This is a genomic window from Kushneria sp. EE4 (assembly GCF_977968315.1).
Window position 1 is genome coordinate 3,189,947 of the sequence record NZ_OZ386212.1, and the last position, 25,101, is coordinate 3,215,047.

The window sequence follows — 25,101 nt, forward strand, 5'->3', positions numbered from 1 at the left end:
TTTTGCTTGACCTGGAGCGCGCTCCAGGCCGTAACCTCTCTGGCATCAGCACAGGAGTGATGCATGAAGATTGGAGAACTGGCCAGACGCTCGGGGCGCTCGACCCATACCCTGCGCTACTACGAGCGCATTGGCCTGCTGCCACCGCCTCGACGCGATGGCTCGGGCCAGCGCGACTATGACGTCAGCGTTCTGGTGTGGCTGGCCTTTCTTGAACGGCTGCGTGCTACCGGTATGCCGATTCGCGAGATGCTGGACTATGCCGCTTTGCGCGCGCAGGGCGATGAGACGGCACCGGCGCGCTGTGCGCTGCTTGAGGCGCATCGCGAGCGGGTTCAAGAACACATGGATCTGCTACAGGCATCGCTTGAAGTGCTGGATACCAAGATCGAAGGCTATCACGCCACCCTGCATGAGGAGACATCAAGAACATGACCCATACCTACGAGAGTGACCGATTGACACGCGGGCGTCAGGCGCTGGCGGCCATTGATGGCGAAGCCGGAGAAAAGGTTGTCAGCGCACTGGCCGATATCGCGCCTGATTTTGCGACTTATCTGCTGGAGTTTCCGTTCGGCGATATTTACTCGCGCCCGGGGCTTGATCTGCGCAGCCGTGAAACAGCCACTATCGCAGCGCTGACGGCCATGGGCACGGCGCCGGCTCAGCTGAAGGTCCATATCGAGGCTGGTCTGAATGTCGGGCTGACGCAGGAAGAGATTGTCGAAGTCATCATGCAGATGGCGGTCTATGCCGGGTTCCCGGCCGCGCTGAACGGACTCTTTGTTGCCAGGGAGGCGTTCGCCGCTCGTGAGCGCAACGCCGAGGCAAATACCTAAAAAAGCTGTCCCTGCTCGGGCCGGGCTGTCAGGCCGCGTTTGGCATACTCGGCCTCGAGCGAGGCGAGCACGTCGATATTGCCGCCGCGCCAGCCAGTCAGTGCCTTGACCAGGGCATCGTCATCGAGGGACTCGATCGTGTGACCGCGCGCCGGGCCAAAGCGCAGTCGCATGCCGGGCACCGGCTGGCCGGTGGTGGCCCAGTCGAGGAAGGCGGTGAATTCGGTAAAACCAAAGCGGGCCATCAGCGGCGGGATCAATGCAGCGGTCATGCGCACATCGGCAAGCGCGTCATGGGCGTTGATGGGGGGCTCACCGGTCAGCGTCTGGTAGGTGTTGGCAAGCGAGGCGCTTTCCAGACCGTCGCGCTTTTTGAGCCGATAAGCCGGCAGGAAAAGGTCCAGGCTGCGCCTGGGACGCAGACCCAGGCGGTGAGCGATCACGTTGTCAAAGCTGGTGTTGCTAAAGCCGATGACCAGCGCATCGAATCCCTGACGCGCTGCCGCCCGGTAGACCGCCGGCACGGCGTGGCGATAGTCGGGGCAGGCAGCGACATCTTCGTCACGCAGGCCATGCACGCGGGTGGTGGCCGGCTCGATCAGCCCGCCCGGGTGGTAGTTGGCATAGGACTGCCACCGGCGATAAAAGGCGCCGTCATTGCCCAGTATGCCGCTCAGCACGGCCAGCTGTACCACGCCGCAGTGGCGGGCGCTGCCGCCGGCGGTTTCAAAGTCGTGAATCAGCGCGCGCATGGCGCCTCATCGGCCAAAAGCCGTCGGGCCAGCGGCATCAGTATCTCCACCAGCACCGTCAGATCCGCCGATTCCGACTGCTCCGGCCAGTGGGACTCGAGCTCGGCGATTTCCATGCCGACGACGTCTTCCCCGGCCAGCGCGGCCATCAGCTCGGCCAGTGTTTCCGGGGCAAGGCCCCCGTCGATCTGATGGTCGCTGGGTACCACGCCGGGCTGGAGTACATCGCAGTCGAGATGGATGTAGACCGGGCGGCCGTTGATGGCACGTCGCAGCGCCTCGACGCTGAGCCGGGCCGGGGGCAGGTGAAGCAGGCGTTTGTTATCGATGAGTGCCTGTTCGGCGGGGTCGAGCTGATGGGCGCCGGCGAGAATGACGTGGGCAAGAGACAGATCGTTGCCCAGACCGCTGTCCCACATCCCGGCGGCGCCGGCAATGACCATGCCGCCGAGATAGCCCGACTCGGAGGTCTCCGGCGTGTTGAGATCGCCGTGGGCGTCAAACCAGACGATGCAGGCCTCGGGGTGCTGCCGGGCGATCACCGGCAGGGTGGCCAGTGCGCCGGCGCAGCGGCTCATGGTCACAACAGGGCGCTTGCCTGAAGACAGCGTCTTCTCCAGGTATCGCCCCAGCGACACGAAATCGGGCGTGACGGCCTCGAGCATCTGCTGCCAGCTGCCCGACAGCGCCTGACCCGGCGCCCCCAGCGTCTGCAGGGGAATTTCGAGAGAGGCTGCCAGGGTCTGTGCCAGCGCCAGCGTGCCGGTCATGCCGTGAGGATTGGGACCGGCACAGTTGCCCTGAAAGCAGATCAGGGGGGCCGGCGCGGTCAGGGACGTCTGCTGCACCATGGTGTCTCCATGCCAGAAAAAGAATGGCCTGATCATGCCACGGGTGGCGGTGTGATCACATCAGCGCGTGGCCATAAAGGCGTGCACGCCCTCGGCCAGCTGCCGCCCGAGGCGCACCAGCGTTTCCCCTTCGACCATACCGATACCCAGCACCAGACCGCGCCGCGGGTCATCCTCGCTGCAGACCGGGCTGAGCGGCTTGACCACCAGCCGGTAGTGATTGAGCAGGTAGCGCGCCAGGCGCACATCGTCGATATCCGGCGCGAGCGTCACGCACAGGGTAATGGTGCCGGCCGGCGGCGAGACATCGATCACGCCCGGCAAAGGGGTCAAAAGCGCATGCAGGGTCTGCTGGCGCTGTAGATATTCCCGGTTGATACGCCGACACCAGCGATCCAGATCGCCGTCGGCCATGAATCGCGCCAATACCGCCTGATCCAGCATGCGCCCTTCGCGAAACACCTCGCTGCGCAATCGGTTGATGGCCTCGCTCAGCGCGCGTGGCACCACCAGGTATCCCAGCCGCAGCCCCGGAAACATCAGCTTGGAAAACGACCCGGCCAGAATGGAGTGGCCGTCATCGGGAGAGAAGAGCAGGCTGCGGTGGTGGCTGTCGAAAAACTCGTAGTCGTCCTCGATGACAAGCTCTGGTGACAGGCGCTCGACCAGCGAGCGCTTGTCCTCGATCGGCATGGGCACGCTCAAGGGGTAGTGGCGCGCACCGGTCAGATACAAAAGCCGCGGCGAGCGGGCTGACGGCGACGGGTCGCGATAGCCCGCCCCGGGCTGCCAGCGACACTGATGGATGCCCAGGCCTGCCGCTCGAAAGACATTGCGCGCGCCCCAGTAGCAGGGGGAATCCATCGTCACGCGGTCGCCGTGGTCGGCCAGCGCCAGCGCACACAGCTCCAGGCCGTGATGGGTACCGTCGGTAATGATGATCTGTTCCAGAGCGCATTCGATGCCGCGCCCGCGCCGGAGAAAATCGGCAATCTCGCGCTTGAGCGGCCCGTAGCCGCCGCTGGAATAGGACAATAACAGGGCGTTTTGCGGCACGGTCAGGGTGGCGTAGAGCGTGCGCCAGCGCCGCATCGGAAAGCGGGCGATGTCGGGGATGCCCGGCACGAAGGCGCCGCTCTGGATCGGGCTGGCACCGCTGGTGCTCAGAATCTGTCGGGCCCGGTCTGACAGCGCCGGCGAAGGTGCGTTTGAAAGCGGCGACGAGGCGTCCGGGCGCCGGCTCCAGCTGCCGCGGCCGTGCTGGGTCATCAAAACATGGCGCGACTGCAGCGACTCGATGACACCGGCCAGGGTGTTGCGCGCCACGCCCAGACGCTCGCAGATATGGCGGTGGGCGGGCAGGCGCTGGCCGTCGGTCCACTGCAGCTCGATCAGCGTGGTCAGGGCCTGCTCCAGACGCACCTGCTTGCTCAGCCGGTCGGGCTGGCGTTGCCAGGCCGCTTCGATATCGCTCAGGGCCTCTTCGACGGATCGCTGCATGGCACGGGTCCGGGCAGGGTGACGGGAGATGAGGGCATTATGGCGGTGGTTGTGAACAGTGGTCCAGCTGAACACACAAGTGGTTCACGTACCAGGGCCTGGACAGTGGTAGCGTGTGATGAGGAGAGACAACAAGGCATCGATGCCGACCCAACCCTCCTGCCGCCCTGAATGACCATAACAATCACGGAATACTCCATGCAGAGCACAACCAAACCACGCGAGCTGGTGCGCGTTCTGGCCCGCACCGACGTGCTGGCCCTCGCCTTCGGCGCCATGATCGGCTGGGGCTGGATCGTTTTGACCGGCGGAGCCATTCTCGATGCCGGCAGCCTGGGCGCGATCATCGCCTTTGTCATCGGCGGCATTGCCGTACTGCTGGTCGGGCTGACCTACGCCGAACTGGCCTCGGCCATGCCCAAGGTGGGCGGTGAGCACGTCTACAGCTACCGCGCCCTGGGCCATTTTGCCTCCTTTATCTGTACCTGGAGCATCGTGCTGGGCTATGTGAGCGTGGTGTCGTTTGAAGCCGTCGCCCTGCCCACCGTGGTCGAGCAGCTCTTTCCCGGCTACGACGTGGGCCATCTCTGGACCGTGGCCGGCTGGGACGTCAAGGCCAGCTGGGTCGCCGTGGGCGTGATCGGTTCGCTGATCATGATGGCGATCAACTATGTGGGGATTACCACCGCGGCACTGATCCAGAAGCTGGTGACCGGCCTGATTCTGGTGGTCGGCGTGCTCTTCATTACCGGGGCGCTGTTTACCGGTGAAGTGGCCAATATGACGCCGCTTTTCAACCATGAAAGCACCGGCGGCTTTGCCGGCGGCATCATGGCGGTGCTGGTGATGGTGCCCTTTTTGTTCGTGGGCTTTGACGTGATTCCGCAGGCGGCCGAGGAGATCGACCTGCCGTTTCGCGATATCGGCAAGGTGCTGATCGCTTCGGTACTGATGGCGGTGGCCTGGTATGCGCTGATCGTGCTGGGCACCAGTCTGATGCTCGATCACGACGCACTGCAGGGCAGCTCGCTGTCGGTGCCGGACGCCATGGGCGCGGTCATGGGCAGCGTCTGGGGCAGCAAGCTGATGGTACTGGCCGGTATTGCCGGCATCATCACCAGCTGGAACGCCTTCTACATCGGCGGGTCGCGGGCGATCTACGCGCTGGCGCACTCCGGCATGCTGCCGGCCTTTCTGGGCAAACTGCATCCGAAGTACAAAACCCCCACCAACGCCATCATCATGATCGGGCTGTTGTCGACGATTGCGCCTTTCATGGGGCGCCCGGCCATGGTGTGGCTGGTGGATGCCGGCGGTCTTGGCATCGTGATCGCCTATCTGTTCGTGGCGCTGTCGTTTCTGGTGCTGCGAAAGCGCGAACCCGACATGGACCGCCCCTTCAGGGTGGGTAACGGTCGAGTGGTCGGCGCGCTGGCGGTGGCGCTGTCGCTTGGCATGGCCTGTCTGTATTTGCCGGGCAGCCCCTCGGCGCTGACCGGCATCGAGTGGGGCGTATTTGGCGGCTGGATGGTGCTGGGGCTTGCGATGTATCTCTTTGCGCTCAATCGCTACGGGCGCGCTTTCAGCGACCGGGTCATGCAAAACGTTTATGACCGCTGACATCACATCCATGAGGGAGACACATGTTTGACATCGAATTCAAAAGCCAGAGCGCTGCGGCACTGATCGGCGAGCGCTGGGTCGAAGGCGACCGGCAGTTTGCGGTCAATAACCCGGCCACCGGTGAGCTGATCGCCAACGTGGCCGATCTGGGCGCCGAGGAAACCCGTGAGGCCGTCGCCGCCGCCGAGACGGCAATGGCCGACTGGCGCCGTGTGCCGGCGAAGGAACGCTCGCGTCTGCTGCGCCGCTGGTTTGATCTGGTGGTGGAACACACCGATCAACTGGCGCGGTTGATGACGCTGGAACAGGGCAAGCCGCTGGCGGAGTCCCGCGGGGAGGTCGGCTACGGCGCCTCGTTTATCGAGTTCTACGCCGAAGAGGCCAAGCGCATTGCCGGGGAAACCCTGCCGGGACACGGCGCGGACAAGCGCATTCTGGTGGTGCGTGAGCCGATCGGCGTGGTCGCCGCCATTACGCCCTGGAACTTCCCGCTGGCGATGATCACCCGCAAATGCGCCCCGGCGCTGGCCGCCGGCTGCACGGTGGTGATCAAACCTGCCGAGGCCACCCCGCTGACTGCGCTGGCCCTGGCCGCGCTGGCGCTGGAAGCCGGCATTCCGGCAGGGGCCATCAATGTGGTCACCGCCAAAAGCCCTGCCGCGGTGGGCGAGGTGCTCACCACCGACCCGCGGGTGCGCAAGGTCTCGTTTACCGGCTCCACGCCGGTGGGCAAGAAGCTTCTGGCGCAGTGCGCCTCCACGGTCAAAAAGACCGCCATGGAGCTGGGCGGCAACGCGCCCTTTATCGTGTTTGACGACGCCGATATTGACGCCGCCGTTGAGGGCGCAATTGCCTCGAAATACCGCAATGCCGGCCAGACCTGCGTGTGTACCAACCGCTTTCTGGTCCAGTCCGGCGTGTACGATACCTTTGTCGAGAAACTCGCCGAGCGCGTGCGCCAGCTCAAGGTCGGCAACGGTCAGGAAGAAGGCATCAACATCGGGCCGTTGATCAATCAGGCGGCAGTCGACAAGGTCAGCGCTCACGTTGCTGATGCGCTCGACAAGGGCGCTCGACTGGTAGAGGGTGGTCAGACGCACGCGCTGGGGCACTCGTTTTATGCACCGACCGTGCTGGCGGATGTGACACCGGACATGGCCGTGGCTCATGAGGAGACCTTCGGGCCATTGGCGGCGGTGTTTCGTTTCGACCAGGATGATCAGGCCATCGCGATGGCCAACGATACGCCCTTTGGCCTGGCGGCCTACTTCTACGCCCGCGACTACAAGCGCATCTGGCATGTGATGGAGGCGCTGGAGTACGGCATGGTGGCCGTCAACGAAGGGTTGTTGTCGACCGAGCTGGCCCCCTTTGGCGGGATCAAGGAGTCCGGACTGGGTCGAGAGGGTTCGCACCATGGACTGGAGGAGTTTACCGAGCTCAAGTATGTCTGTCTTGGCGGGCTGTAATCGCTGCACATCAAAGGAGACTGCAGATGAACAATAACGAACTCAACGAGCTGAAAAAGCGCTACGTGGCCAACGGCGCGGCAAGCCCTGATACCCACTTTGCCGACCACGCCGAAAATGCCGAGCTGTGGGACGCTGACGGCAAGCGCTTTATCGATTTTGCCGGCGGTATCGGCGTACTCAATATCGGCCACCGCCATCCGAAGGTGGTTGAAGCGGTTAAGGTGCAGCTCGACAAGGTGATGCACACCTGCCAGACCGTCATGCCCTATGAAGGCTACGTGAAGGTGGCCGAAAAACTCAGCCACATCACGCCGGTACGCGGGCACGCCAAGGTGATGCTGGCCAACTCCGGTGCCGAGGCGCTGGAAAACGCCGTCAAGGTCGCCCGTGCCGCGACCGGTCGCTCCAGCGTGATCTGTTTCACTGGCGGCTATCACGGTCGTACCTTCATGACCATGGCGATGAACGGCAAGGTCGCGCCGTATCGCACCGACTTCGGCCCCATGCCCGGACAGGTCTACCGCGCGCCCTATCCAGTCGAATCGATCGGCGTCAGCGAAGAAGAGGCGCTGCGCGGGCTGAAGATGACCTTCAAGACCGACGCCAACCCAAAGGATACCGCGGCGATCGTCATCGAGCCGGTGCTGGGCGAGGGCGGTTTTCACGCCGCCTCACCGAGCTTCATGAAGGCGCTGCGCGAGATCTGTGACGAGCACGGCATTTTGCTGATCGTTGATGAAGTGCAGTCCGGCTTTGGTCGTACCGGCAAGATGTTTGCCATCGAGCACACCGGTGTGGAACCCGACATCATGACCATGGCCAAGAGCATGGGCGATGGCATGCCGATCTCGGCGGTGGTGGGCACCGACAGCGTGATGGACGCCTCCGGCGGCAATTCGCTGGGTGGCACCTACACCGGCAGCCCGGTCTCGTGTGCCGCCGTACTGGCCGTGCTGGATGTCTTCGAGGAGGAAAACATCCTCGAGAAAAGCCGCGCGCTGGGCGACAAGCTCGGCGAACGCTTCCAGACGCTGGAGCGCTCGTTTGACTGCGTGCGCAACTCGCGTCACCTGGGCGCCATGGCAGCCTTTGATCTGGTCCGCGCCGACGGCGAGCCGGATGCCGAGCTGGCCGGCAAGCTGTGCAAGACGGCGCGCGAGCGCGGCCTGATCCTGCTCTCCTGCGGGCTCTACGCCAACACGATCCGCTTTTTGATGCCGGTCACCATCAGCGATGAGGTGCTCGGTGAAGGGATGGATCTGATCGAGGCCATGCTCGGCGAGATGAGCGGTCAGTCATAAGCCGCCCGTGTGCCGGTGACCGCCGCGTCTGACACAAAAGGCCCCGCCATTGGTGGGGCCTTTTTTATGCCACGAGTCCGTGGGGTCGCGGATTACGACTGGCGCGCGGCAATCTGCAAAAAGGTCTCGACCTCATCAACATCGGGGATGCCGGTGGCGGCCCCGGCGCGCTGTACGGCAAGTGCGGCGGCGGCGGTGGCGCGCTCAAGACAGGTCGAGGCGTCACAGCCTGCCTGCACGCCGGCCATGTAATAGCCGATGAAGGTGTCCCCGGCGCCGGTGGTGTCCACGGCCTGCACCGGACGGGCCGGCTGATACAGGGGTTCATTGCGCTCGCCGTCGATGCGCCAGGCCCCTTCCGAGCCGAGCGTAAGCACGATGTCGGTGCCCGGCAGTGCCTGTTGCAGCGCCGCAATCAGGCTTTTGGCATCGCTCTCTTCTGCCATTTCGACCAGTGCGGCAGCCTCCCCGCGATTGACGAACAACAGCGACAGTTCACTCAGCGGCAGGTCACGAACGGCGGCCGTCATCGGCGCCGGGTTGAAGGCCACCTTCAGACCTCGGTCCAGCGCCTGACGGATCACATCCTCGATATCGTTGCACTCGTTTTGCAGCAGCAACCAGCCCTCGCTGTCGGCACCGTCGACCAATGCCCTGATGCGCTCCTTGCTGAAGCTCTGATTGGTGCCGCCAAAGAGCACGATGGCGTTTTCGCCATCGTCATCGACCTGAATCACGGTGTGACCGCTTGAGCCTTCGAGCAGGGTCACGTCATCGATGTCGGCGCCGGCGTTTTTCAGCGTCGCAAGCGCCCACTCGTCGGCATGGCCCAGCTGGCCCCAGTGAGCGACCCGGCCGCCGGCACGCGCCAGCGCGATGGTCTGGTTGGCGCCCTTGCCGCCCAGCACGATCTGATAGTCGGTGCTGGAGAGCGTCTCGCCCGGACGCACCAGGTGCGGCACGCGGTAGACATGGTCGATATTGATCGATCCGTAGTTGTAGACAGTGGCACCGCTGGATGCCGGTTGGTTCGATGCTGACATGACGCCCTCACTGGTTGGCAATGCGGTTATAGCAATGATTTGGCGTGATCATCGAACAGATGGGCTCCGTTGTCGATTCAGGGCAGACCAACGATTCAGGGCAGATCAAACACCAGCGCCTCGGCGCCACGGCCGCGGGCGAGTGTGATCCGCGCCTCGTCTTCCAGCATCAGGGCATCGCCGCCTTCAAGGTTCTGGTCGTTGACCTCGAGCGCGCCGCGGATGATATGCACGTAGCCGCGCCGGCCGGGGGAGAGTTCGTGGGTCAGGGCGGTTTCGCCGTCCAGGATCGTGGCGTAAATGAAGGCATCCTGCTCGATGCGCAGCGAGCCTTCCCGACCGTCGGGGGAAATGATCAGACACAGCCGGTCGCGTTTTGAATCAGACGGGAAGTCGGCCTCGCTGTAGCGCGGGGAAAGCCCCGTCTCACGCGGGAAAAGCCAGACCTGCAGAAAGTGCACCGGCGCATGCGCGCTGTGATTGAACTCGCTGTGCTCCACCCCGGTACCGGTGGTCATCAGCTGCACACGCCCCGGGCCAATACTGGAGCCGTTGCCCAGCGTATCGCGGTGCGCCAGCTCACCGGCGAGCACATAGGAAAAGATCTCCATGTCGCGGTGGCCATGCTGGCCGAAGCCGCCGCCGGGCGCGACGCGGTCTTCATTGATGACCCGCAGGGGGCCGAACCGGACGTGGTTCGGGTCGTTGTAGCCGGCAAAGGAGAAAGAGTGGTAGCTCTCGAGCCAGCCGTGGTTGGCGTGGCCGCGCTCACTGCCGGGGCGAAGGGTCAGCATGGGAAGTTCTCCAGACGTCAGAAAGGCGCCCAGCATCTGCTTCGAATCACTGCAGGGCAACTGCAGAAAATAAGCGTTGAGCGTCGATAAAATGGAATGCGCCCGCTTGAACTGTCGGGCAGGCGCATGGGGCCGGCTGGGTGATGCTCAGGTGCCCTGTGCCACCGGGCGGTTTCTCATGGCCGGAAAGTCAAACAGCGCCCGGCCCGGGCCACGGTCGAGTACGAGTCGTACCAGCAGACAGCCGGCACAGACGGCCGTGGCGATGAGCACGGGCAGGGCAACGGCGAGTGCCTGCCCTGCTGTGCCGCTGAGATCCACATCGGCCAGCAAAAGCGTCACCGGATGGACCAGCAGCATGTGAAGGACATACACCGGCAGGGTGCGTTTGCCCAGCGCCTGCAGGGCTCTCATCTGCCAAAAGCGCAGGATCAGGCTCAGCGTGTCGATGGCAAACGAAACCATCAGACAGGACAAAAAAAGCTGCATGACCGGCCAATAGAAGATGCCCAGCTGACGGGCGAGCGCCATCGAGGCCAGCAGGGCCACACCCACCAGTGCCCAGCGTCTGGCGCTGAAATCTGCGTAAATCCGTGCGATGTGGTCCCGCCCAAAGCAGCCCAGCGCGTAGAAAATGCCGTAGTCGAGCAGTTTCTGGAAATTCCAGGCCTGGGTAATGTGCTCGGAAAGGATCTGTAAAAGCGCCAGTGTCACCAGAAGTGGCACGGTGACCCGATTGAAGATCTTGCAGACCACGAAGTAGAGCACCAGCGCGTAGAGATACCAGATGCCGCTGTCGGCCAGAAAGACACCGCGCATGAATTCGACCACATCCAGCGTGTACGCCTCGCCCGGAATGACGCCGGCGGCCCCCGGGATTTGCGTGCGCATCAGCGAAATGACGAGCCAGTTGATCGTCATCCACAGCACGTAGAGCCAGAACAGGGTCGCCACCCGGGAACGGAAGGTGGTCTGCCAGGTTCTGCGGGTGATGGCGGAGTGCGCCAGAAAGCCCGAAATCAGGAAAAAAAGCGGCATGCGAAGCGGCTTGAAAGCGGTCAGTACGCCGGTCCAGAGGCTATCGAGGGGAAGTGTGCCGAAATCGATCCGGGTATAGGAAAAGATGGTGGTATGCCACAGCACCACCATGAAAATGCAGGCGCCCTTGGCGGCGTCGATCCACACAATACGCTGACCGCCATGCACGATGGGTGTTGTTGTCATGGGAAGGATCGCAGTAGGGAGATTCAGACCATGCTAATGCGATCCAATGTAGCTAGTAGCGCTTTACGAGTGGTTTTGTGTGGGTTGTCTGGTGCTTTGGGTAGTGATTCGTTATTGCCGTTGATCGGATTACACAGGTTATCCCTGCCATACGATCCGTTGAGCTTTCCTGAACTTCGGTAACATATGATGGATGGACGGGCGCCGGCACAAGGGCGCTTGCCGCAGCGGGCGGTGGCCTGACGGGCAGACCACCGCTCGGGCATGGCTTACTTTTTGGCGCCGGATTTTTTGGCGTCGTCCTGGACTGCTGCGCGGGTCGATGTATCACCCGCTTCCAGCAGGTCGGCCACCGAATCGAGGATCTCCTTGGGCCTGAACGGGTAGCGCTCGACCTCGGAGCGGTCGGCAATGCCGGTCAGCACCAGCACGGTGTGCAGCCCGGCCTCGATGCCGGCCACCACGTCGGTGTCCATGCGATCACCGATCATGCCGGTGCGCATGGAATGCGCCCCCAGCTTGTTGAGCGCCGAGCGAAACATCATCGGGTTGGGCTTGCCCACGACATAGGGTTCGCGCTTGGTCGCGCTGGTGATCAGCGCTGCCACGGCGCCGGTGGCGGGCAGCGGGCCTTCCCGGCTGGGGCTGGTCACATCCGGGTTGGTCACGATGAAACGGGCGCCGTCGTTGATCAGACGAATGGCGCGCGTGATCGCCTCGAACGAATAGGTGCGGGTCTCGCCCAGTACCACGTAGTCCGGGTCGGTATCGGTCATGACAAAGCCGGCTTCATGCATGGCCGTGGTAATGCCGGCCTCACCGATGACAAAGGCGGAGCCGCCGGGCGACTGATCCTTCAAAAAGGCCGCGGTGGCCAGCGCCGAGGTCCAGAGCTGCTCCTCGGGCACGTCGATGCCGCTGCGCGCCAGCCGGGCACTGAGATCGCGCGGGGTATAGATCGAATTGTTGGTCAGTACCAGAAAGGGCTTTTGCTTCTCCCGCCACTGGTTGATCAGCTCGGCCGCCCCGGGAATGGCCTTGTTTTCGTGCACCAGCACGCCGTCCATATCGGTCAGCCAGCAATCGACATCGCGTTCTATCTTTTTGTTTGTCGTCACAATCCGTTCCCCCGTTTTGATGATGACTGTCAGCATAGCGTCAGACGGCGCCTCCTGTCTTTTTCAGTCCTGGCTCCGGTCCGGCAGTAACATCGAGACACGCTTGATCGCTGAATGGCCGGCGCTGCCCGATAGAGATCGATTTAAAAAACATTGTTTTGTTAAAAGCGTCTCATAAGGCAAATAAAAGGCGATTTTAATTAAATATTAATGCCGCCTCTTTGTTTAATATTTCCTTCATTTCAGAGTAGCCATTTTTCAAAAAAAGCCGCTTGAACACTGGAACTGACTGTCCATATCGTGGTCTTTTATTGGCGTCGAAATAACGCCCTGTGTGTTAATAAATCATTAATCCCTGCGGGAATATTACTCGCAGCGGGCGCCTTGATCAGGTGATGTGATGTCTCTGAAAACAGCGGTTCGCACCAACACATTTCTTAAAACGATCGCGCAGAGTGTCGAAAAAAGTGCACGGCGTGGCGTCACCCTTGTCATGACGAAATGTTTTCGAAAGCATCAGGCCGTCGAGGTCGAAAAGCTTCAGGGGCCCCTGAAAATTCTGCTGGTGCGACCCAACTATCGCATCGGTAATGCACTGATCATGTCGCCTGTCATTGAAACCTTCCGACAGCGCTTTCCCGACGCGCAGATCGACCTTCTCACCACCGATAGCACGCAGACGCTGTTTCGCCATCAGCGCGTGGATCAGCTGTTGACCCTGTCGCGCGATGCCATCGTGCGGCCGTGGCGCTTTCCCGCCATGCTTTGGCGGCTGCGCCAGGAGAAATACGACCTGGCCGTGCAGGCCGGGCCCAGTTCGCTGACCGGGCTGATCTTCGTGCGCTGTATCAAAAGTCGCTACACCATGGGCAAGGGCAAGCGGGGCCAGCGCTGGTTTGATATCGAAGTCAGCGGTGAACAAAGCCATGCCTACGATATTCCACAGATGTTTGCCCGCGCCCTTGGTACGCCCTGTCGCGACCGACCGCTGATGACACTGAGCAACGGCGAGTGCAGCATCGGGCGCGGCGAGCTCGAGGAGCTGGGCATCGATTTTGATGCCACCGGGCGAGCGACGCCCTTTGTGGCGCTGTTTGTGGGCGGCCATCTCGACAAGCGCCTGCCCCTGAGTTTCTGGCAGGAGAGCATCGAGGCGCTTGAAGCCGCCGGGCAGCGCTACGTGGTGTTTGTCGGCCCCGAGGAGCTGCGCCACGCACCGGCACTCGAGCGACAGACAGCCGGCAGCCGGTATGGCGCGCTGTGCCGGCCCCGGCCGCTGCGCATCTTTGCCGCCATGCTGCATCATGCCCGCTATTTGATCAGCCCGGACTCCGGTCCGCTGCATATCGGCGCGGCGCTGGATGTGCCGGTCATGGCACTGGTGCAAAAGCGCAAGTCGCTGAAATTCGCCCCGCGCGGGCCGCTGGATATCGTGCTGTGGCAGCCGGACGCCCGGCGGCTGCTGGAGGCCGTGACCCGGCCCGAGCAGTTCCAGGGGCGGCGTGATATTGAGGCGGTTGCCCCTGACCCGGCCCCGGAGATGGCGTTGACGTCATAACGGTTGACGTCATAACGACAGCGACCGCGGCCGGTGCCTTTCGGGTGGATCACTCGGCCCGGGAGGCGGCCGCCACCCGGCGGCTTCGGGACCGGCGCAGCCCCAGCCAGCCGTTGACGAGCAGCGTCACCAGGGTGAGCAGACCGCCGTAGAGCGTCGCCTCCGGGGGCTCTTCGCCGAGCAGCCACCAGACCCATAGCGTGCCAAGAATCGCCTCGACCAGATAAAACAGCGCCACCTCGGCGGAGGGCAGATAGCGGGTGGCGTTGTTAATCAGTGCCGTGGCCAGCGGCATCTGGACCAGACCCATGATGGCAAGCACCGCGTAGCTCTGCGTCTCCAGCGCCAGCGGCGTCGCCAGGGGCCAGGCAATGAGGGCCGTGATCACGCCGCCGCCGGCGATCAGCGGCAGCCGATCCAGTACAGGGTAGCGCCGCAGCAGCGTCAGGTTGGCGCCGACCGCCATGGCGGCGCCGAGCGCGTAGAGATCGCCCAGCAGGCCGTCTCCGGTCAGTGAGCCGGCAAAGACGATCACCAGCCCCAGCATGGCCAGACCGATTGCCACCCAGGTTCTTGCCGCGACGCGTTCCTGCAGAAACAGCCGTGTGAAAATGGCGGCAAACAGTGGCGCCGTGCTCAGGATCACTACCACGTTCGCCACCCGGGTGTGCATGACCGCCATCACGAACAGCAGCGAAATGGCCGCCAGCAGCCCGGCAGAAACCAGCGACACCCCGCGATGGGCGTTGAGCGTCGCCAGTCGGCGGCGCTGACAGTAGAAAAGCCCCATGACAAGTGCCATGAAAGCGCCGCGCCAGAACGCGACGTTCCAGCCGTCGGTGGCCGCCAGTCGCACCAGCAGACTATCGAAGCTCAAAATGACGATGCCGAGCGTGGCCAGCGTCAGACCGCGTGAGTGGCTGGCGGCTGCATCACTTGAGGTGGCTGCCATGTCGGACTCTCCTCAACGACAGTGACCGGGCTGGCGCACGGCCTGTCGTGTCTCTGGGGTGGGGGCGTGACCCGAACGACCCGGGCTCCCGTCATCCTGACCCGGCAGCAACCAGTGCCCTGTTCCCGTTGCGCCATTGGGGAGGGCAGGGGCGACGCTCCGGGCCCGTCGAGCATTCGGGTGCTAAACGCGGCGCAGGCTGCAGACCGTGTCGAACCAGGCCTGGTTGCCGATCAGGGGTTCGGGATTGATCGGCTGCAGGGCGTTGACGTTAATGCCGTTGCCGCGCCCGCCCAGGCGCTTGTCCCACCACAGATGATCGCGCAGGTCATCGCGCTCGGGCGCCGGCGCGTAGCCCTTGTAGCCCAGCGCGGCCTCGCGTTCGCGCGGACCCTGGCGGGCCATGGCCGCCCGTCCCGAGACGACGTACCCCAGGCTGTTGGAGATCGCGACCACGCGGGGGTGAATGCCCTCGGTGACCACTACGTGGACCTGCTGGCTGCCGACCGGCTGGCCGGTATCGCGCCAGGCCCGGTCCCCCCGGTCGCTGCTGCGCGGGCGATAGGTGGTCAGCTCGACCCGGTCGCCCGTGACAATCCCCAGACGCTCTGCGGTGCGCGGATTGATCCACATCGGGTTGTCGTGAACGATCTCGGTCAGATACTTCTGGTTGGCCGTGCGCCCCTGGGTGTGCACGTTCCATTTGAAACTGGTCAGGATGAAGCGGTCCTCCGGCAGATCCACATGGGCCGGCACCGGCAGATAGCCCGGCAGCCCGTCGTGATGAATGCCTTGGCCGCGGGCCAGTTTGGTGATTTCCGGACTGTGGATCTCAAAGCGCCTCGAGGGCGTCCCGAACCCGCGAACGGCGCGCGGCGTACCGTGATCATCGATCATCAGCCCGATAACCTGCGCCCCGCCCTGAGCGTCGCGCTGATAGATCTGCCCGCTTTCGTCATCGATGTGCGCATCGGCAAGCGCCGCCTCGCTCAGGGGGCGACGATGCGCCTCGTAGTTTTTGGGCACATCATCGACAAAGGCGCCGTGGCGCTTCATCCATTCCAGGCCGTCGGCCTCCTCACCGGCGGGGATGTGACGACACTGATGGCGCACGAAGGCCTCGTGATCGCCAAATTCGAAATAGCGCGCCTGATCCGGCCCCAGGCGGCGGCCGATATCAAAGAGCACATCGGCGTAGCTGCGCGCCTCGCCCGGCGGGGTCACCATGGGCTGGCGCAGGGTGACAAAGTGGCGAAGCTCGGGGCTGCTGCGGGTCTCAAGTCCCCAGCGCTCCAGATAGGTGGCATCCGGCAAAATGAGGTCGGCGTAGTGGGCCATCTCGGAATAGACCACGTCCGAGCAGACATGAAAGGGGATCAGTGACTCATCCTTGAGCACCTCGACGGTGGTGGTGCGCCCCTCCGGCCAGTTCATGGGCGAGCCGAGGGTGTAGGAGAGATAGACATCCACCGTCGCGCGGCCCTGGCGGATGTACTCATACACGATCTGACCGACCTTCATCTTCTGCCAGCGGTTGGCCAGCGGCCACTCCGGCGGGTCTTCCAGATCGGTTCTGACCGTGGGTTCCGGCGGCACGGGCTCGGGCTGGGGATAGCGCTTGGCGCGCAGCTTCTCTTCCATGCCGTAGCAATAGCCGCCCGGGCGACCCACGGAGCCGACCAGCGCGTTGAGCATGACCACGGCGCGCTCGGCGTTCATGCCGTTGTAGTGCGAGCCGGTGCCGCGATTGGTAAAGGCCACCGCTGCCGGGCGCTCGCGGGCAAAGGCCAGTGCGACGCGCTCGATGTCAGCGGCGGCAAGCCCGGATTCGGCTTCGGCCCATTCGGGCGTGTAATCCTTCAGGAAGTCGGTGATCTCGGTGGCCGAGAGATTGACGAAGTGTTCGACAAACTCCCGGTCGAACTCGCCCTCGCGCATGATGACGTGCGCCATGGCCAGCGCCACGGCGCCCTCGGTGCCGGGGAAGGGCGCAAACCACTCATCGCTGCGCCCGGCGGTGTTGGACAACCGCACATCGAAGGTGACCAGCGTCGCGCCGTGATCAAAGCGGGCCTTGACGACGCGCTTGACCAGGTGCAGCCCGCCCTGGTGGGCCTCGTAGAAGTTGGACCCGAAATTGAGAAAGTAGCGACAGCGCTCGGCGTCGATCGACTCCCAGTCGGTATCGCCCAGGCTGACGTAGTTGGCGCCGCGCTTGCTCGAGGAGCACAGCGAGCGGTGGTTGAGCTGAACCGGCGAGCCGATGGCACCCAGAAAGCGTGTGATTTCGGTATTGATCCGCGAGCGCCCGGCATGGAGCACGACGCGCTCGGGGTGGCCGGCATCAATGCTTTGTTGAATGCGCCCGGCGATTTCGTCACAGGCTTCCTCCCAGCTGATGCGCTGCCACAGCCCCTCACCTCGCGCCCCTGCCCGTCTGAGCGGATACACCAGCCGCTCGGGATAGTCATTGATGGTGGGCCCGCTCTGGCCCTTGGCGCAGGTCATGTGGCTGCCCATGTTGGGGTCGAGCGGGTTGCCGCGGATTTTTACCACCCGGTTATCGATGACAAACCCCTCGATGCCGCACACGCTCGAGCAGTTCAGACACACGCTTTTGACGCTTTTGGCCTGGCGGTAATCGTTTTTCACCTTGCGGGCCGGGGAGGGCACCATCAGGGCGCCGCCGACGGCTGCCGCACCGAGGGCGCCACCCACGCCCAGATAGATGTATTCGCCTTTTTTAAGACCGGCCAGGGCGGCAATGCCCGCCTTGATAAAGGATCGTCGTTTCATGCAGGCACCGTATTGTCCACCAGAGGGAGCATCCTGAAGGGAAAGCGCATCAGCGCTCGGCCCACCGATCGATTTCATAATCCAGCGGGTCGTGCGGCCGGCCATCGGGCAGCCGGTCCACGGCGGCCTGCGGCACCACCGTGCCGACGCCGCGATAGCGCACCTGCGGTTGGGTGCCGCGCTCGACGCGCAGCCCGTTTAGCTCGCTGTCGTAGCGCTGATAAAAGCGTGACACCGGACTCTGATCGTCGTTGATGTCACCAAAGATCAGCACGTCGGCCGGACAGGCTTCCACGCAGGCCGGTGCCATCGACTGCTCAAGGCGGTGGCTGCAGAAGTCACACTTGTCGGCAATGTTTTGCACCGGATCGATATGCAGCGCGCCGTAGGGGCAGGCGCCGATGCAGGATTCCCACTTGTCGCAGGTATCCGGGTCGATGTGCACGATGCCGTCATCGCTTCGCCTGATCGCCCCCGACGGACACGCCGTCATGCAGGGGGCGTCGGCACACTGCATGCACAGGGTGGGCAGGAAGCTGCGCCGGGTGGCGGGGAAGGCGCCGTGGTCGTGATAGAGCACCCGGGTGCGAAACACGCCCAGCTCGATATCGTTTTCGACCTTGCAGGCGACCGAGCAGGCGTGACAGCCGATACAGCGCTCGAGGTCGACGGCCATCTGCCAGTGGGGGGAGGTTGTGGTCATTGACGCTTACCTGTCGCAAGACTTTTGAAAAACGCGGGATGAAAATCTTACAGAGAGTCGGCGCTAAAACAGTAAATATTAATGTAAAGACCTGTATCCATGGAGGTGGCTGTTGCCGGTCCGCGTGTGCTGCGACAATGAAGGATCATTACCGTCAGGAGAGTCTCATGACCGAGTCCGTATCTGCCGCGCTTTCCGATGATCTGCGTGCGCAGCTCATCGCCGTGCGCGACAACGCCTATGCCCCCTACTCCAGCCATCCGGTGGGGGCGCTTTTGATCAGCGAAAGCGGCACTGTCTATACCGGCTGCAACGTGGAAAGCGCCAACTACAAGGGCCTTTGCGCCGAGGCGGGAGCCATTGCGGCACTGGTGGCCGCCGGCGAGCGCGAGATCAAAACGATTCATGTCATCGGCCCGGGGGAGGCGCTGTGCACGCCCTGCGGCGACTGCCGCCAGCGCATTCGCGAGTTCGCCACGCCCGACACCGTGATCGTCGTGGTCGATGGAAAAGGCCAGCCACTCAAGCGCTATGACATGAATGTCCTGCTGCCGGACTCCTTCGGTCCGGAAAACCTCGACCGGCCCTCGACAATGGGATAGCGCTCTGCGCTCGCATCAGGGCGGCGCGACAGGGCAAAAGGGGTGATACAGCCTTGAACGGATAAGAAAACAGTGTTGTACAAGTCGCGACAAACCGGGGGACGCATGTCAGCAAACGGTCGTCAAAATGTCATACAAAAGCCGATAAAAACCCTGCCCTGGCCCGGGTTTAACGCCCACAAAAATTTATAGTGTACAAGGCTTGTACATTACCCGGCGCTATGCCAGAGTGTGTCTACACGGTCAGCACGGATGCTGACCCGGGATCGACAGGATGTTGATCCGAATGGCGAGGAACGCCACGGCAGGGAATGCCGCAGATATCGGCCAGGATGGCCATAGCAAGGATTGCAACATATACCGGCCAGGAAGGCCGGTCACATTACCAGGGAAGGAATTGACTCATGACACATTACATCTCCTGCACACGCTGTGGTCACGATCAACAAACGCCGATGGACACCTGCAATGAGTGGGACGAGATTTCCTGCTCCGAATGCGGCGAGTTTCTGGACACGGTTGGTCACTGGAATGACCTTCACTCTCCGTCGTTTGCCATGCAGACGCTGAACAAGTCCAGAACGCTGACGCTTATGATGGCCCGCGAGAGCCGCCCCATCAACGACCAGCAGATCGGCCAGCGCGTCTCTGCCTGATAGACGCCCAGCGCCACAGACATTTCGAAATGCCGCCCTTTGAGGCGGCATTTTTATGTCTGTTTCCTGACTTCAAACGGCTGTTCCGAAACGCTCTGCAATGCGCGGACAACGGCTGCAAAAACGCCCGGCCATGTGCCGGGCGTTTTGATGGGTGGTCCTGAAAAGCCGGCGTGGCCTAGAAGATGACTGCCAGCACCACCATGACAAGCCCCAGCAGGCTGATACCCCAGACCATCGAACGCACGTAGGGAATACCCATGGCGTAAAGCGGTACGTAGGCGATGCGTGCCAGGAAATAGAGCCAGGCGCCCCATGCGGTAAGTGCCCCTTCCTGATGGCCCACGTGCGCGATCAAAATGGCGCCGATGAACAGGGGCAGGGTTTCAAACAGGTTTTTCTGGGCACGAAACAGCCGCCCCGTCACCACGCCCATCGGCGGGCCTTCCTTGTCGCGCGGGCCCGCATTGTAGTCGAGGCCGGTTTCGCGATTGCGATACATCGCAGGCAGCAGGATCTGGACGATGGCAAGCACCAGTGTCCAGCCCAACAGGTACAGTTCCATGCTCATGGGGCGCTCCCGGAGTGGTCAGGATGACAATCTCTGCTTCAGCGTAGCAGGCCACCGGCGGGGAGTGCGGCGTTATTGCGCTGTCCGGTCGCCTGGTCGGCGGTATCGTCGAAAAGTGCCGGCTCGACGCTTTGACCAGAAGCCTGGCTCTCTCCATGCTGAAGGATAAAGACCGCCAGCGCCTGATCCACCAGCGATGTCTGGCGTCGCAGGGCATCGATATCCTCGCCAAAGGCGTTTGCCAGGGCCATGTTATGGCGAATGTCATCATGGATATCGGCCATCGCCGTATTGACCCGGTCAACGCCCTGGCGCTGCTCGTCGCTGCCGTGGCGAATGCGCTGCATCCGTTCGGCTACTTCCTCGATGCCCTCGCTGATCTCTTCCATGCTGAGGTGAACCTCGCCGGTGCATTCGTGGCCCTTTTGTATATGTGCACGTGTCTCTTCGACCAGTCTTGCGATTTCCCGGGCCGCCTCGGCGCTCTTGCCGGCAAGGTTGCCGACCTCGGCGGCCACGATCGAAAAACCACGGCCGCTTTCCCCGGCACGGGCAGCTTCCACGGCGGCATTGAGCGCCAGGATATTGGTCTGAAAGGCGAGAGAATCGATCATCGAGGTAATGTCGGCAATACGCCCGGCGCTGTCACGCATATCGTTCATGACCTGTCCGAGGCGGTCAGTGCGCTCGCGCCCCAGGTGCATGCGCGTTCGGGCCTGCTGGGCACCGTCGCTGGCGGTATCGGCGTGCTGCGCGTTGTCATGCACCTGATGGCTCAACTGTTCGAGCGTGGTCACGACCTCTTCAAGCGCATGGGTTTGGCGCTGCGAGCGGTTTGAAAGCTGCTGGTTGCCTTCAGTGATTCGGTCACTGGTAGTCACGACAGCTCTGGAGCTGTCGCGAACGTTGATCAGGGTGGCGCGCACGGCCTCAAGAGTGCTTCTGAACGATTCGCCCAGATGGCTGTACATGGGCTGTTTATCGGCTCCCAGATCAAATTGATCCTTTTGACGCGCAATTCGGGAGCTGAGGCAGTCCAGCTCCTGCGCCGCCACGGCCTCACGACACATCATGCGTGCCATGGCGATCAAAATGAGCGCGTGAAGCACCAGATAGGCGGCGTGTGTCAATACCATGCCAAGCCAGGTGTCCATGAGATGATGGGCCGGCATGACATACACCGGGCCGCCCCGGCTCTGCCACCAGCCAAACGCCAGGTGGTGTACGGCGATCACCAGTGCCGCGCCCAGAATCGGGCGCCAGTCACGATAGGCCAGCAGTACCGAGATCAGAATGAAGATCATGAAATGCGCTTCGATCAAACCGGACATCAGGTGAATCTGTAGCGTTGAAAAGACCATAAGACCGGCGGCGGCCAGCATCCGGCTTGTGAGAGCGTTCGGAAAAAGCCGCATGGCAAGCAAAGGGGCAACGCAGGCTGGAATGCCGATGGCAAGGGCCGACAGCCACCGCCCATGAAGCGGGGCCAGTGCAAGGCAGGTCAATAAAAGAAGCGGCAGAACAATCGACATCAATCGGTGCGCGCGATGATATACCGGGCTTAAAAGCGGGGTCGCATCAGGGGCGTTCGGCATGACGGATAAAACTCTGATGATACAAGCATGGAGTGCGGCCATGACCTTTCATGAGCGTCTGACCGAAGCAGTTATCGTTTTTCCTTATATACTGCTTATCGGCCATGGCACTTGATGCCTTGAGAGCGTAGAAGCAGGGTAGCAGGGCCCGAGCTGGGTCATCGATCATCACTGAAGGGAGACAGGCATGACGGATATCACGGAAAGGGCAGGTGGCTGCCTGTGCGGCCAGGTGCGGTTTACGGTGCGTCATGGTGGCGAGGTGCATGTCTGCCACTGTTCGCTGTGCCGCAAGGCGACGGGCGGCCCCATGCTGGGGGTGGTCTGTGACGGTGCGCCGGTCTTTGACGAGGCCTCGCCCGTGGGCATCTATCACTCCTCCGAGCAGGGCGAGCGCGGCTTTTGCCTGCGCTGCGGCAGCCAGCTCTATTTTCGCCATACCCCTGACAGCAGCTATGCATTCACGGCCGGCACCTTTGACGACCAGTCCTGCATGGTCATGACCGAAGAGATCTACATCAAGGACAAGCCCGGCTTCTACAACTTCGCCAACGAAACACGGCGCTACTCGCAGGATGTGGGCAGTGACCTTGTCCCGCGCGAGGGGTAGTTACAGCCGTCGGATCGGCGTCCCCGCAAGCCAGGCCTCGATGTTCTCGATCGCCTGGCCAAACCAGGTGCGGTAGTTGGTGTCGCTGACATAGCCGATATGCGGGGTGGCCAGCACATTGGGCAGCCGGCGCAGGGGGTGATCAAACGGCAGGGGTTCCTGCTCGAAGACATCCAGCCCCGCACCGGCGATTTGCCCTGCCTCGAGCGCCTCGATCAGTGCGCTCTGATCAACGATGGCCGCGCGCGAGGTGTTGATCAAAAGCGCGGCGGGTGACATCCACGACAGCGCCTGTCGATCGATCAGATGACGAGTGCGTTCGCTCAGCACCAGATGGATCGAGACGATATCGCTTTCGCTCAGCAGCACTCGTTTCGACTCGGCAAGCGTCACGCCGGCCTCGGCGCAGCGCGCCGGGGTCAGGTTTTCACTCCAGGCCAGCACCTCCATATCGAAGGCCCGGGCGATGCGCGCCATGCGCATGCCGATCTTCCCCAGCCCCACAATGCCCAGCGTACGTCCGGCCAGCGTCATGCCCACCGTGCTCTGCCACGGCCCACTGGTGATGAGGTGATGCTGTTCCGTGGCAATATGGCGGGCCAGCCCCAGTATCAGTGCCCAGGCAAGCTCCGCCGGTGGCGCCGGGTGGCTGTCGGTGCCGCATACCGTGATGCCCTGCTCGTGCGCTGCCTCCAGATCGATGGCCGCATTGCGCATCCCCGGGGTAATCAAAAGAGTCAGATGGGGCAGGCGTGCCAGCAGCGAGGCCGAAAAGGGCGTGCGCTCGCGCATGATGACAATGACGTCGAAGGGAGAAAGCCGCTCGACCAGCGCATCTTCCTCATCGAGATGGTCGTGAAAGACCGTGATCGCCACGCGCCCTTCAAGGCGTGACCAGTCGGCCATGGCAAGGGCCGCGTGCTGATAGTCATCGACAATGGCGCAGCGCATGGGTGGCCCTCCCGGCGGTTGCTATCTGGTGACGGTCTACTGACGCGCGCGGCGCATCGGCATGTTATCGACTGTGTCGAAGAGCTGGCGCGGGTCGACAAAGCCCTGTTGTTCGACCTTTTTGCCGCCATCCTTGCCGACAAGCACCGTGGTCAGCGGCCCCTGCGCCGAAAGGCCCAATGATGACAGCAGCGCGCCGGTTTCGGCCTGCGTCAGGGCCTGGCCCTCCTTCATGGCGTTGCCCCCCTCGACGGTGTAGAGCACCATCTCCCGGTCGTTGAAGGCGTCGCGCTGCGTCTCGATAATGCCTCGCATGCGCTCGTAGTCGCTGTTGTCGGCGCTTGGCGTCACCATGATCAGCGGTCGCGACTGCCACTTGTCGGCCAGCAGCGGGTTGGCGGCCGGGTTGCTCTCGCCGGCCTGTGCGCCGCCGCCTGTCAATCCGGCGGCCAAAAGCGCCGGTATGAGCCAGTGTTTCATGATCTGCTCCCTGGTCAGACTGTCTTTCATGCTTTCCCAGCATAGCCTTTGACATGATGATCATCACCACACCCTGCTTAATACCGAGAGGTTTCTCATGCAGCTGCGCTTTCTGGGCACCTCGGCCGGCATGCCGACCCGAACCCGCCACGTCAGCGCACAGGCGCTTTCCTTTGACGGGCAGCGACGCTGGATACTCATCGACTGCGGTGAAGGCACCCAGTATCAATTGATGCACACGCCCCTGAGCGTGGCGCGTCTTGAGGCCGTGCTGATCACCCATGTCCACGGCGATCACTGCTACGGCCTGCCGGGGCTTCTGGCCAGCGCCTCGATGGCCGGGCGTCGGGCTGCGATGACTATCGTGGGGCCACCGGCGGTGCGCGACTATCTTGAGGCGGTCAGGGCGAGCACCGGGTTGCACCTCGGCTTTGAGCTGATTCATATCGATGCCGCCACCCTGATCGATACCCGGCTGGCGCTCAGTGACGCGACCGTGCGTGCGACCCGGCTCTCCCATGGCATCGAGTGCTACGCCTACGCGTTTGAGGAGCGCCACGTCGAGGCGGCGCTCGACGTCGACCGGCTAAAGGCGGAGGGCGTTGCGCCCGGCCCGGTCTGGGGCCGGCTCCAGCGCGGCGAGACGGTCATCGATGAGCAAGGGCGGCGCCTGAGCGGTGGCGACTATCATCTGGCCGCGCGCACCCCGCGGCGGCTGGTGGTGGCCGGCGACAACGACACGCCCGACCTTCTTGCCGGGTTGTGTCAGGGCGCCCACGTGCTGGTCCATGAAGCCACCTACACCGAGGCGGTGGTCAGGCATCTGGGTACGGACAATGGCCACAGCAGCGCCGCGCGCATTGCCGCCTTTGCCCAGCGCGCCGGGTTGGGGGCGCTGGTACTGACGCATTTCAGCCCGCGCTACGCCAGCCGACCCGGCGGGGCGCATCATATCAACGAGATCGAGCACGAAGCGCGTGCGCATTTTACCGGCACGCTGATGCTGGCCGAGGATCTGGCCGTGTACACGCTGTCGCGCGAGCACACGCTGCAGCGATGTGAATGACGCCGGGCCCGGCTACAATAGGCACTCACGCGCCTTTTTCATGA

General features: G+C 63.0%; 24 protein-coding genes. 10 read left to right on the top strand and 14 right to left on the bottom strand.

The window, feature by feature from the left end; translation table 11 throughout:
* Positions 1 to 63 precede the first annotated feature (63 nt).
* Together ACXMYO_RS14440 and ACXMYO_RS14445 are read left to right on the top strand one after the other, a co-directional pair.
* Positions 64 to 435 carry a MerR family transcriptional regulator gene (locus tag ACXMYO_RS14440; protein WP_457809219.1) on the top strand — a complete coding sequence of 124 codons (372 nt, stop codon included), beginning with the start codon at positions 64 to 66 and terminating at the stop codon, positions 433 to 435.
* On the top strand, positions 432 to 839 hold the full coding sequence (locus ACXMYO_RS14445) for a carboxymuconolactone decarboxylase family protein (RefSeq protein ID WP_457809220.1): 408 nt from the start codon (positions 432 to 434) through the stop codon (positions 837 to 839). Before ACXMYO_RS14440 ends, ACXMYO_RS14445 begins: the two co-directional genes overlap by 4 nt.
* Here the strand turns inward: ACXMYO_RS14445 and ACXMYO_RS14450 are convergent.
* The 3 genes from ACXMYO_RS14450 to ACXMYO_RS14460 are packed head-to-tail and all read right to left on the bottom strand — an operon-like array spanning position 836 to position 3,942.
* On the bottom strand, positions 836 to 1,591 hold the full coding sequence (locus ACXMYO_RS14450; protein WP_457809221.1) for a 3'-5' exonuclease: 756 nt from the start codon (positions 1,589 to 1,591) through the stop codon (positions 836 to 838). The two genes, ACXMYO_RS14445 and ACXMYO_RS14450, sit on opposite strands and share 4 nt — an antisense overlap.
* On the bottom strand, positions 1,579 to 2,442 hold the full coding sequence (locus tag ACXMYO_RS14455; RefSeq protein WP_457809222.1) for an arginase family protein: 864 nt from the start codon (positions 2,440 to 2,442) through the stop codon (positions 1,579 to 1,581). The genes ACXMYO_RS14450 and ACXMYO_RS14455 overlap by 13 nt, the downstream gene beginning before the upstream one ends.
* Positions 2,443 to 2,502: 60 nt before the next feature.
* Positions 2,503 to 3,942: an aminotransferase-like domain-containing protein gene (locus ACXMYO_RS14460; RefSeq protein WP_457809223.1), complete on the bottom strand. Its 1,440-nt coding sequence runs from the start codon at positions 3,940 to 3,942 to the stop codon at positions 2,503 to 2,505.
* A 198-nt stretch (positions 3,943 to 4,140) separates the two neighbouring features.
* Here ACXMYO_RS14460 and ACXMYO_RS14465 point away from each other — a divergent pair, with 198 nt between their 5' ends.
* The 3 genes from ACXMYO_RS14465 to gabT are packed head-to-tail and all read left to right on the top strand — an operon-like array spanning position 4,141 to position 8,338.
* On the top strand, positions 4,141 to 5,562 hold the full coding sequence (locus tag ACXMYO_RS14465; protein WP_457809224.1) for an APC family permease: 1,422 nt from the start codon (positions 4,141 to 4,143) through the stop codon (positions 5,560 to 5,562).
* Between the two features lie 23 nt (positions 5,563 to 5,585).
* The gene (locus tag ACXMYO_RS14470; protein ID WP_457809225.1) at positions 5,586 to 7,034 is read left to right on the top strand and encodes an NAD-dependent succinate-semialdehyde dehydrogenase; all 1,449 of its coding nucleotides are present in this window, start codon (positions 5,586 to 5,588) and stop codon (positions 7,032 to 7,034) included.
* Between the two features lie 26 nt (positions 7,035 to 7,060).
* Complete coding sequence (gabT, locus tag ACXMYO_RS14475) at positions 7,061 to 8,338, top strand: 4-aminobutyrate--2-oxoglutarate transaminase (protein ID WP_457809226.1); 1,278 nt, start codon at positions 7,061 to 7,063, stop codon at positions 8,336 to 8,338.
* 92 nt (positions 8,339 to 8,430) lie between these two features.
* Here gabT and ACXMYO_RS14480 read toward each other — a convergent pair whose 3' ends face one another.
* The 4 genes from ACXMYO_RS14480 to ACXMYO_RS14495 form a co-directional block, all read right to left on the bottom strand.
* The gene (locus ACXMYO_RS14480; protein WP_457809227.1) at positions 8,431 to 9,381 is read right to left on the bottom strand and encodes a ribokinase; all 951 of its coding nucleotides are present in this window, start codon (positions 9,379 to 9,381) and stop codon (positions 8,431 to 8,433) included.
* 95 nt (positions 9,382 to 9,476) lie between these two features.
* On the bottom strand, positions 9,477 to 10,175 hold the full coding sequence (locus ACXMYO_RS14485; RefSeq protein WP_457809228.1) for a pirin family protein: 699 nt from the start codon (positions 10,173 to 10,175) through the stop codon (positions 9,477 to 9,479).
* A gap of 147 nt (positions 10,176 to 10,322) precedes the next feature.
* Complete coding sequence (locus ACXMYO_RS14490) at positions 10,323 to 11,399, bottom strand: acyltransferase family protein (protein ID WP_457809229.1); 1,077 nt, start codon at positions 11,397 to 11,399, stop codon at positions 10,323 to 10,325.
* A gap of 269 nt (positions 11,400 to 11,668) precedes the next feature.
* Positions 11,669 to 12,517, bottom strand: coding sequence for an HAD-IIA family hydrolase (locus tag ACXMYO_RS14495; RefSeq protein WP_457809230.1), 849 nt, complete (start codon positions 12,515 to 12,517; stop codon positions 11,669 to 11,671).
* 493 nt (positions 12,518 to 13,010) lie between these two features.
* Here ACXMYO_RS14495 and ACXMYO_RS14500 point away from each other — a divergent pair, with 493 nt between their 5' ends.
* A complete protein-coding gene (locus ACXMYO_RS14500; RefSeq protein WP_457809231.1) occupies positions 13,011 to 14,075 on the top strand; it encodes a glycosyltransferase family 9 protein in 1,065 nt (354 codons plus the stop codon).
* A gap of 49 nt (positions 14,076 to 14,124) precedes the next feature.
* On the opposite strand, the gene ACXMYO_RS14505 is transcribed toward ACXMYO_RS14500, so the two are convergent.
* The 3 genes from ACXMYO_RS14505 to ACXMYO_RS14515 all read right to left on the bottom strand — a co-directional run bounded on the left by ACXMYO_RS14505 (position 14,125) and on the right by ACXMYO_RS14515 (position 18,526).
* Positions 14,125 to 15,027 (bottom strand): DMT family transporter, encoded by a 903-nt coding sequence (locus tag ACXMYO_RS14505; RefSeq protein ID WP_457809232.1) that lies wholly within the window; start codon positions 15,025 to 15,027, stop codon positions 14,125 to 14,127.
* Between the two features lie 183 nt (positions 15,028 to 15,210).
* Positions 15,211 to 17,823, bottom strand: coding sequence for a molybdopterin-containing oxidoreductase family protein (locus ACXMYO_RS14510; RefSeq protein ID WP_457809233.1), 2,613 nt, complete (start codon positions 17,821 to 17,823; stop codon positions 15,211 to 15,213).
* 49 nt (positions 17,824 to 17,872) lie between these two features.
* Positions 17,873 to 18,526 (bottom strand): 4Fe-4S dicluster domain-containing protein, encoded by a 654-nt coding sequence (locus tag ACXMYO_RS14515; RefSeq protein WP_457809234.1) that lies wholly within the window; start codon positions 18,524 to 18,526, stop codon positions 17,873 to 17,875.
* Between the two features lie 167 nt (positions 18,527 to 18,693).
* On the opposite strand from ACXMYO_RS14515, the gene cdd reads away from it, so the two are divergent.
* Both cdd and ACXMYO_RS14525 read left to right on the top strand, forming a co-directional pair.
* A complete protein-coding gene (gene cdd / locus ACXMYO_RS14520) occupies positions 18,694 to 19,128 on the top strand; it encodes a cytidine deaminase (RefSeq protein ID WP_457809235.1) in 435 nt (144 codons plus the stop codon).
* 404 nt (positions 19,129 to 19,532) lie between these two features.
* Positions 19,533 to 19,784 (top strand): hypothetical protein, encoded by a 252-nt coding sequence (locus ACXMYO_RS14525; protein WP_438765595.1) that lies wholly within the window; start codon positions 19,533 to 19,535, stop codon positions 19,782 to 19,784.
* A gap of 178 nt (positions 19,785 to 19,962) precedes the next feature.
* Here the strand turns inward: ACXMYO_RS14525 and ACXMYO_RS14530 are convergent, their stop codons facing one another.
* Together ACXMYO_RS14530 and ACXMYO_RS14535 are read right to left on the bottom strand one after the other, a co-directional pair.
* Positions 19,963 to 20,355 carry an MAPEG family protein gene (locus tag ACXMYO_RS14530; protein ID WP_457809236.1) on the bottom strand — a complete coding sequence of 131 codons (393 nt, stop codon included), beginning with the start codon at positions 20,353 to 20,355 and terminating at the stop codon, positions 19,963 to 19,965.
* 38 nt (positions 20,356 to 20,393) lie between these two features.
* Positions 20,394 to 21,887 (bottom strand): methyl-accepting chemotaxis protein, encoded by a 1,494-nt coding sequence (locus ACXMYO_RS14535; protein ID WP_457809237.1) that lies wholly within the window; start codon positions 21,885 to 21,887, stop codon positions 20,394 to 20,396.
* Between the two features lie 250 nt (positions 21,888 to 22,137).
* Here ACXMYO_RS14535 and ACXMYO_RS14540 point away from each other — a divergent pair, with 250 nt between their 5' ends.
* On the top strand, positions 22,138 to 22,560 hold the full coding sequence (locus tag ACXMYO_RS14540; RefSeq protein WP_438765601.1) for a GFA family protein: 423 nt from the start codon (positions 22,138 to 22,140) through the stop codon (positions 22,558 to 22,560).
* Here ACXMYO_RS14540 and ACXMYO_RS14545 read toward each other — a convergent pair whose 3' ends face one another.
* Positions 22,561 to 23,511 carry a D-2-hydroxyacid dehydrogenase family protein gene (locus ACXMYO_RS14545; RefSeq protein WP_457809238.1) on the bottom strand — a complete coding sequence of 317 codons (951 nt, stop codon included), beginning with the start codon at positions 23,509 to 23,511 and terminating at the stop codon, positions 22,561 to 22,563. It lies immediately after the preceding gene.
* Between the two features lie 36 nt (positions 23,512 to 23,547).
* Positions 23,548 to 23,991 (bottom strand): DUF4174 domain-containing protein, encoded by a 444-nt coding sequence (locus ACXMYO_RS14550; RefSeq protein WP_438765605.1) that lies wholly within the window; start codon positions 23,989 to 23,991, stop codon positions 23,548 to 23,550.
* A 97-nt stretch (positions 23,992 to 24,088) separates the two neighbouring features.
* Here ACXMYO_RS14550 and ACXMYO_RS14555 point away from each other — a divergent pair, with 97 nt between their 5' ends.
* Positions 24,089 to 25,057 carry a ribonuclease Z gene (locus ACXMYO_RS14555; protein ID WP_457809239.1) on the top strand — a complete coding sequence of 323 codons (969 nt, stop codon included), beginning with the start codon at positions 24,089 to 24,091 and terminating at the stop codon, positions 25,055 to 25,057.
* The last annotated feature ends 44 nt before the right edge of the window (positions 25,058 to 25,101 follow it).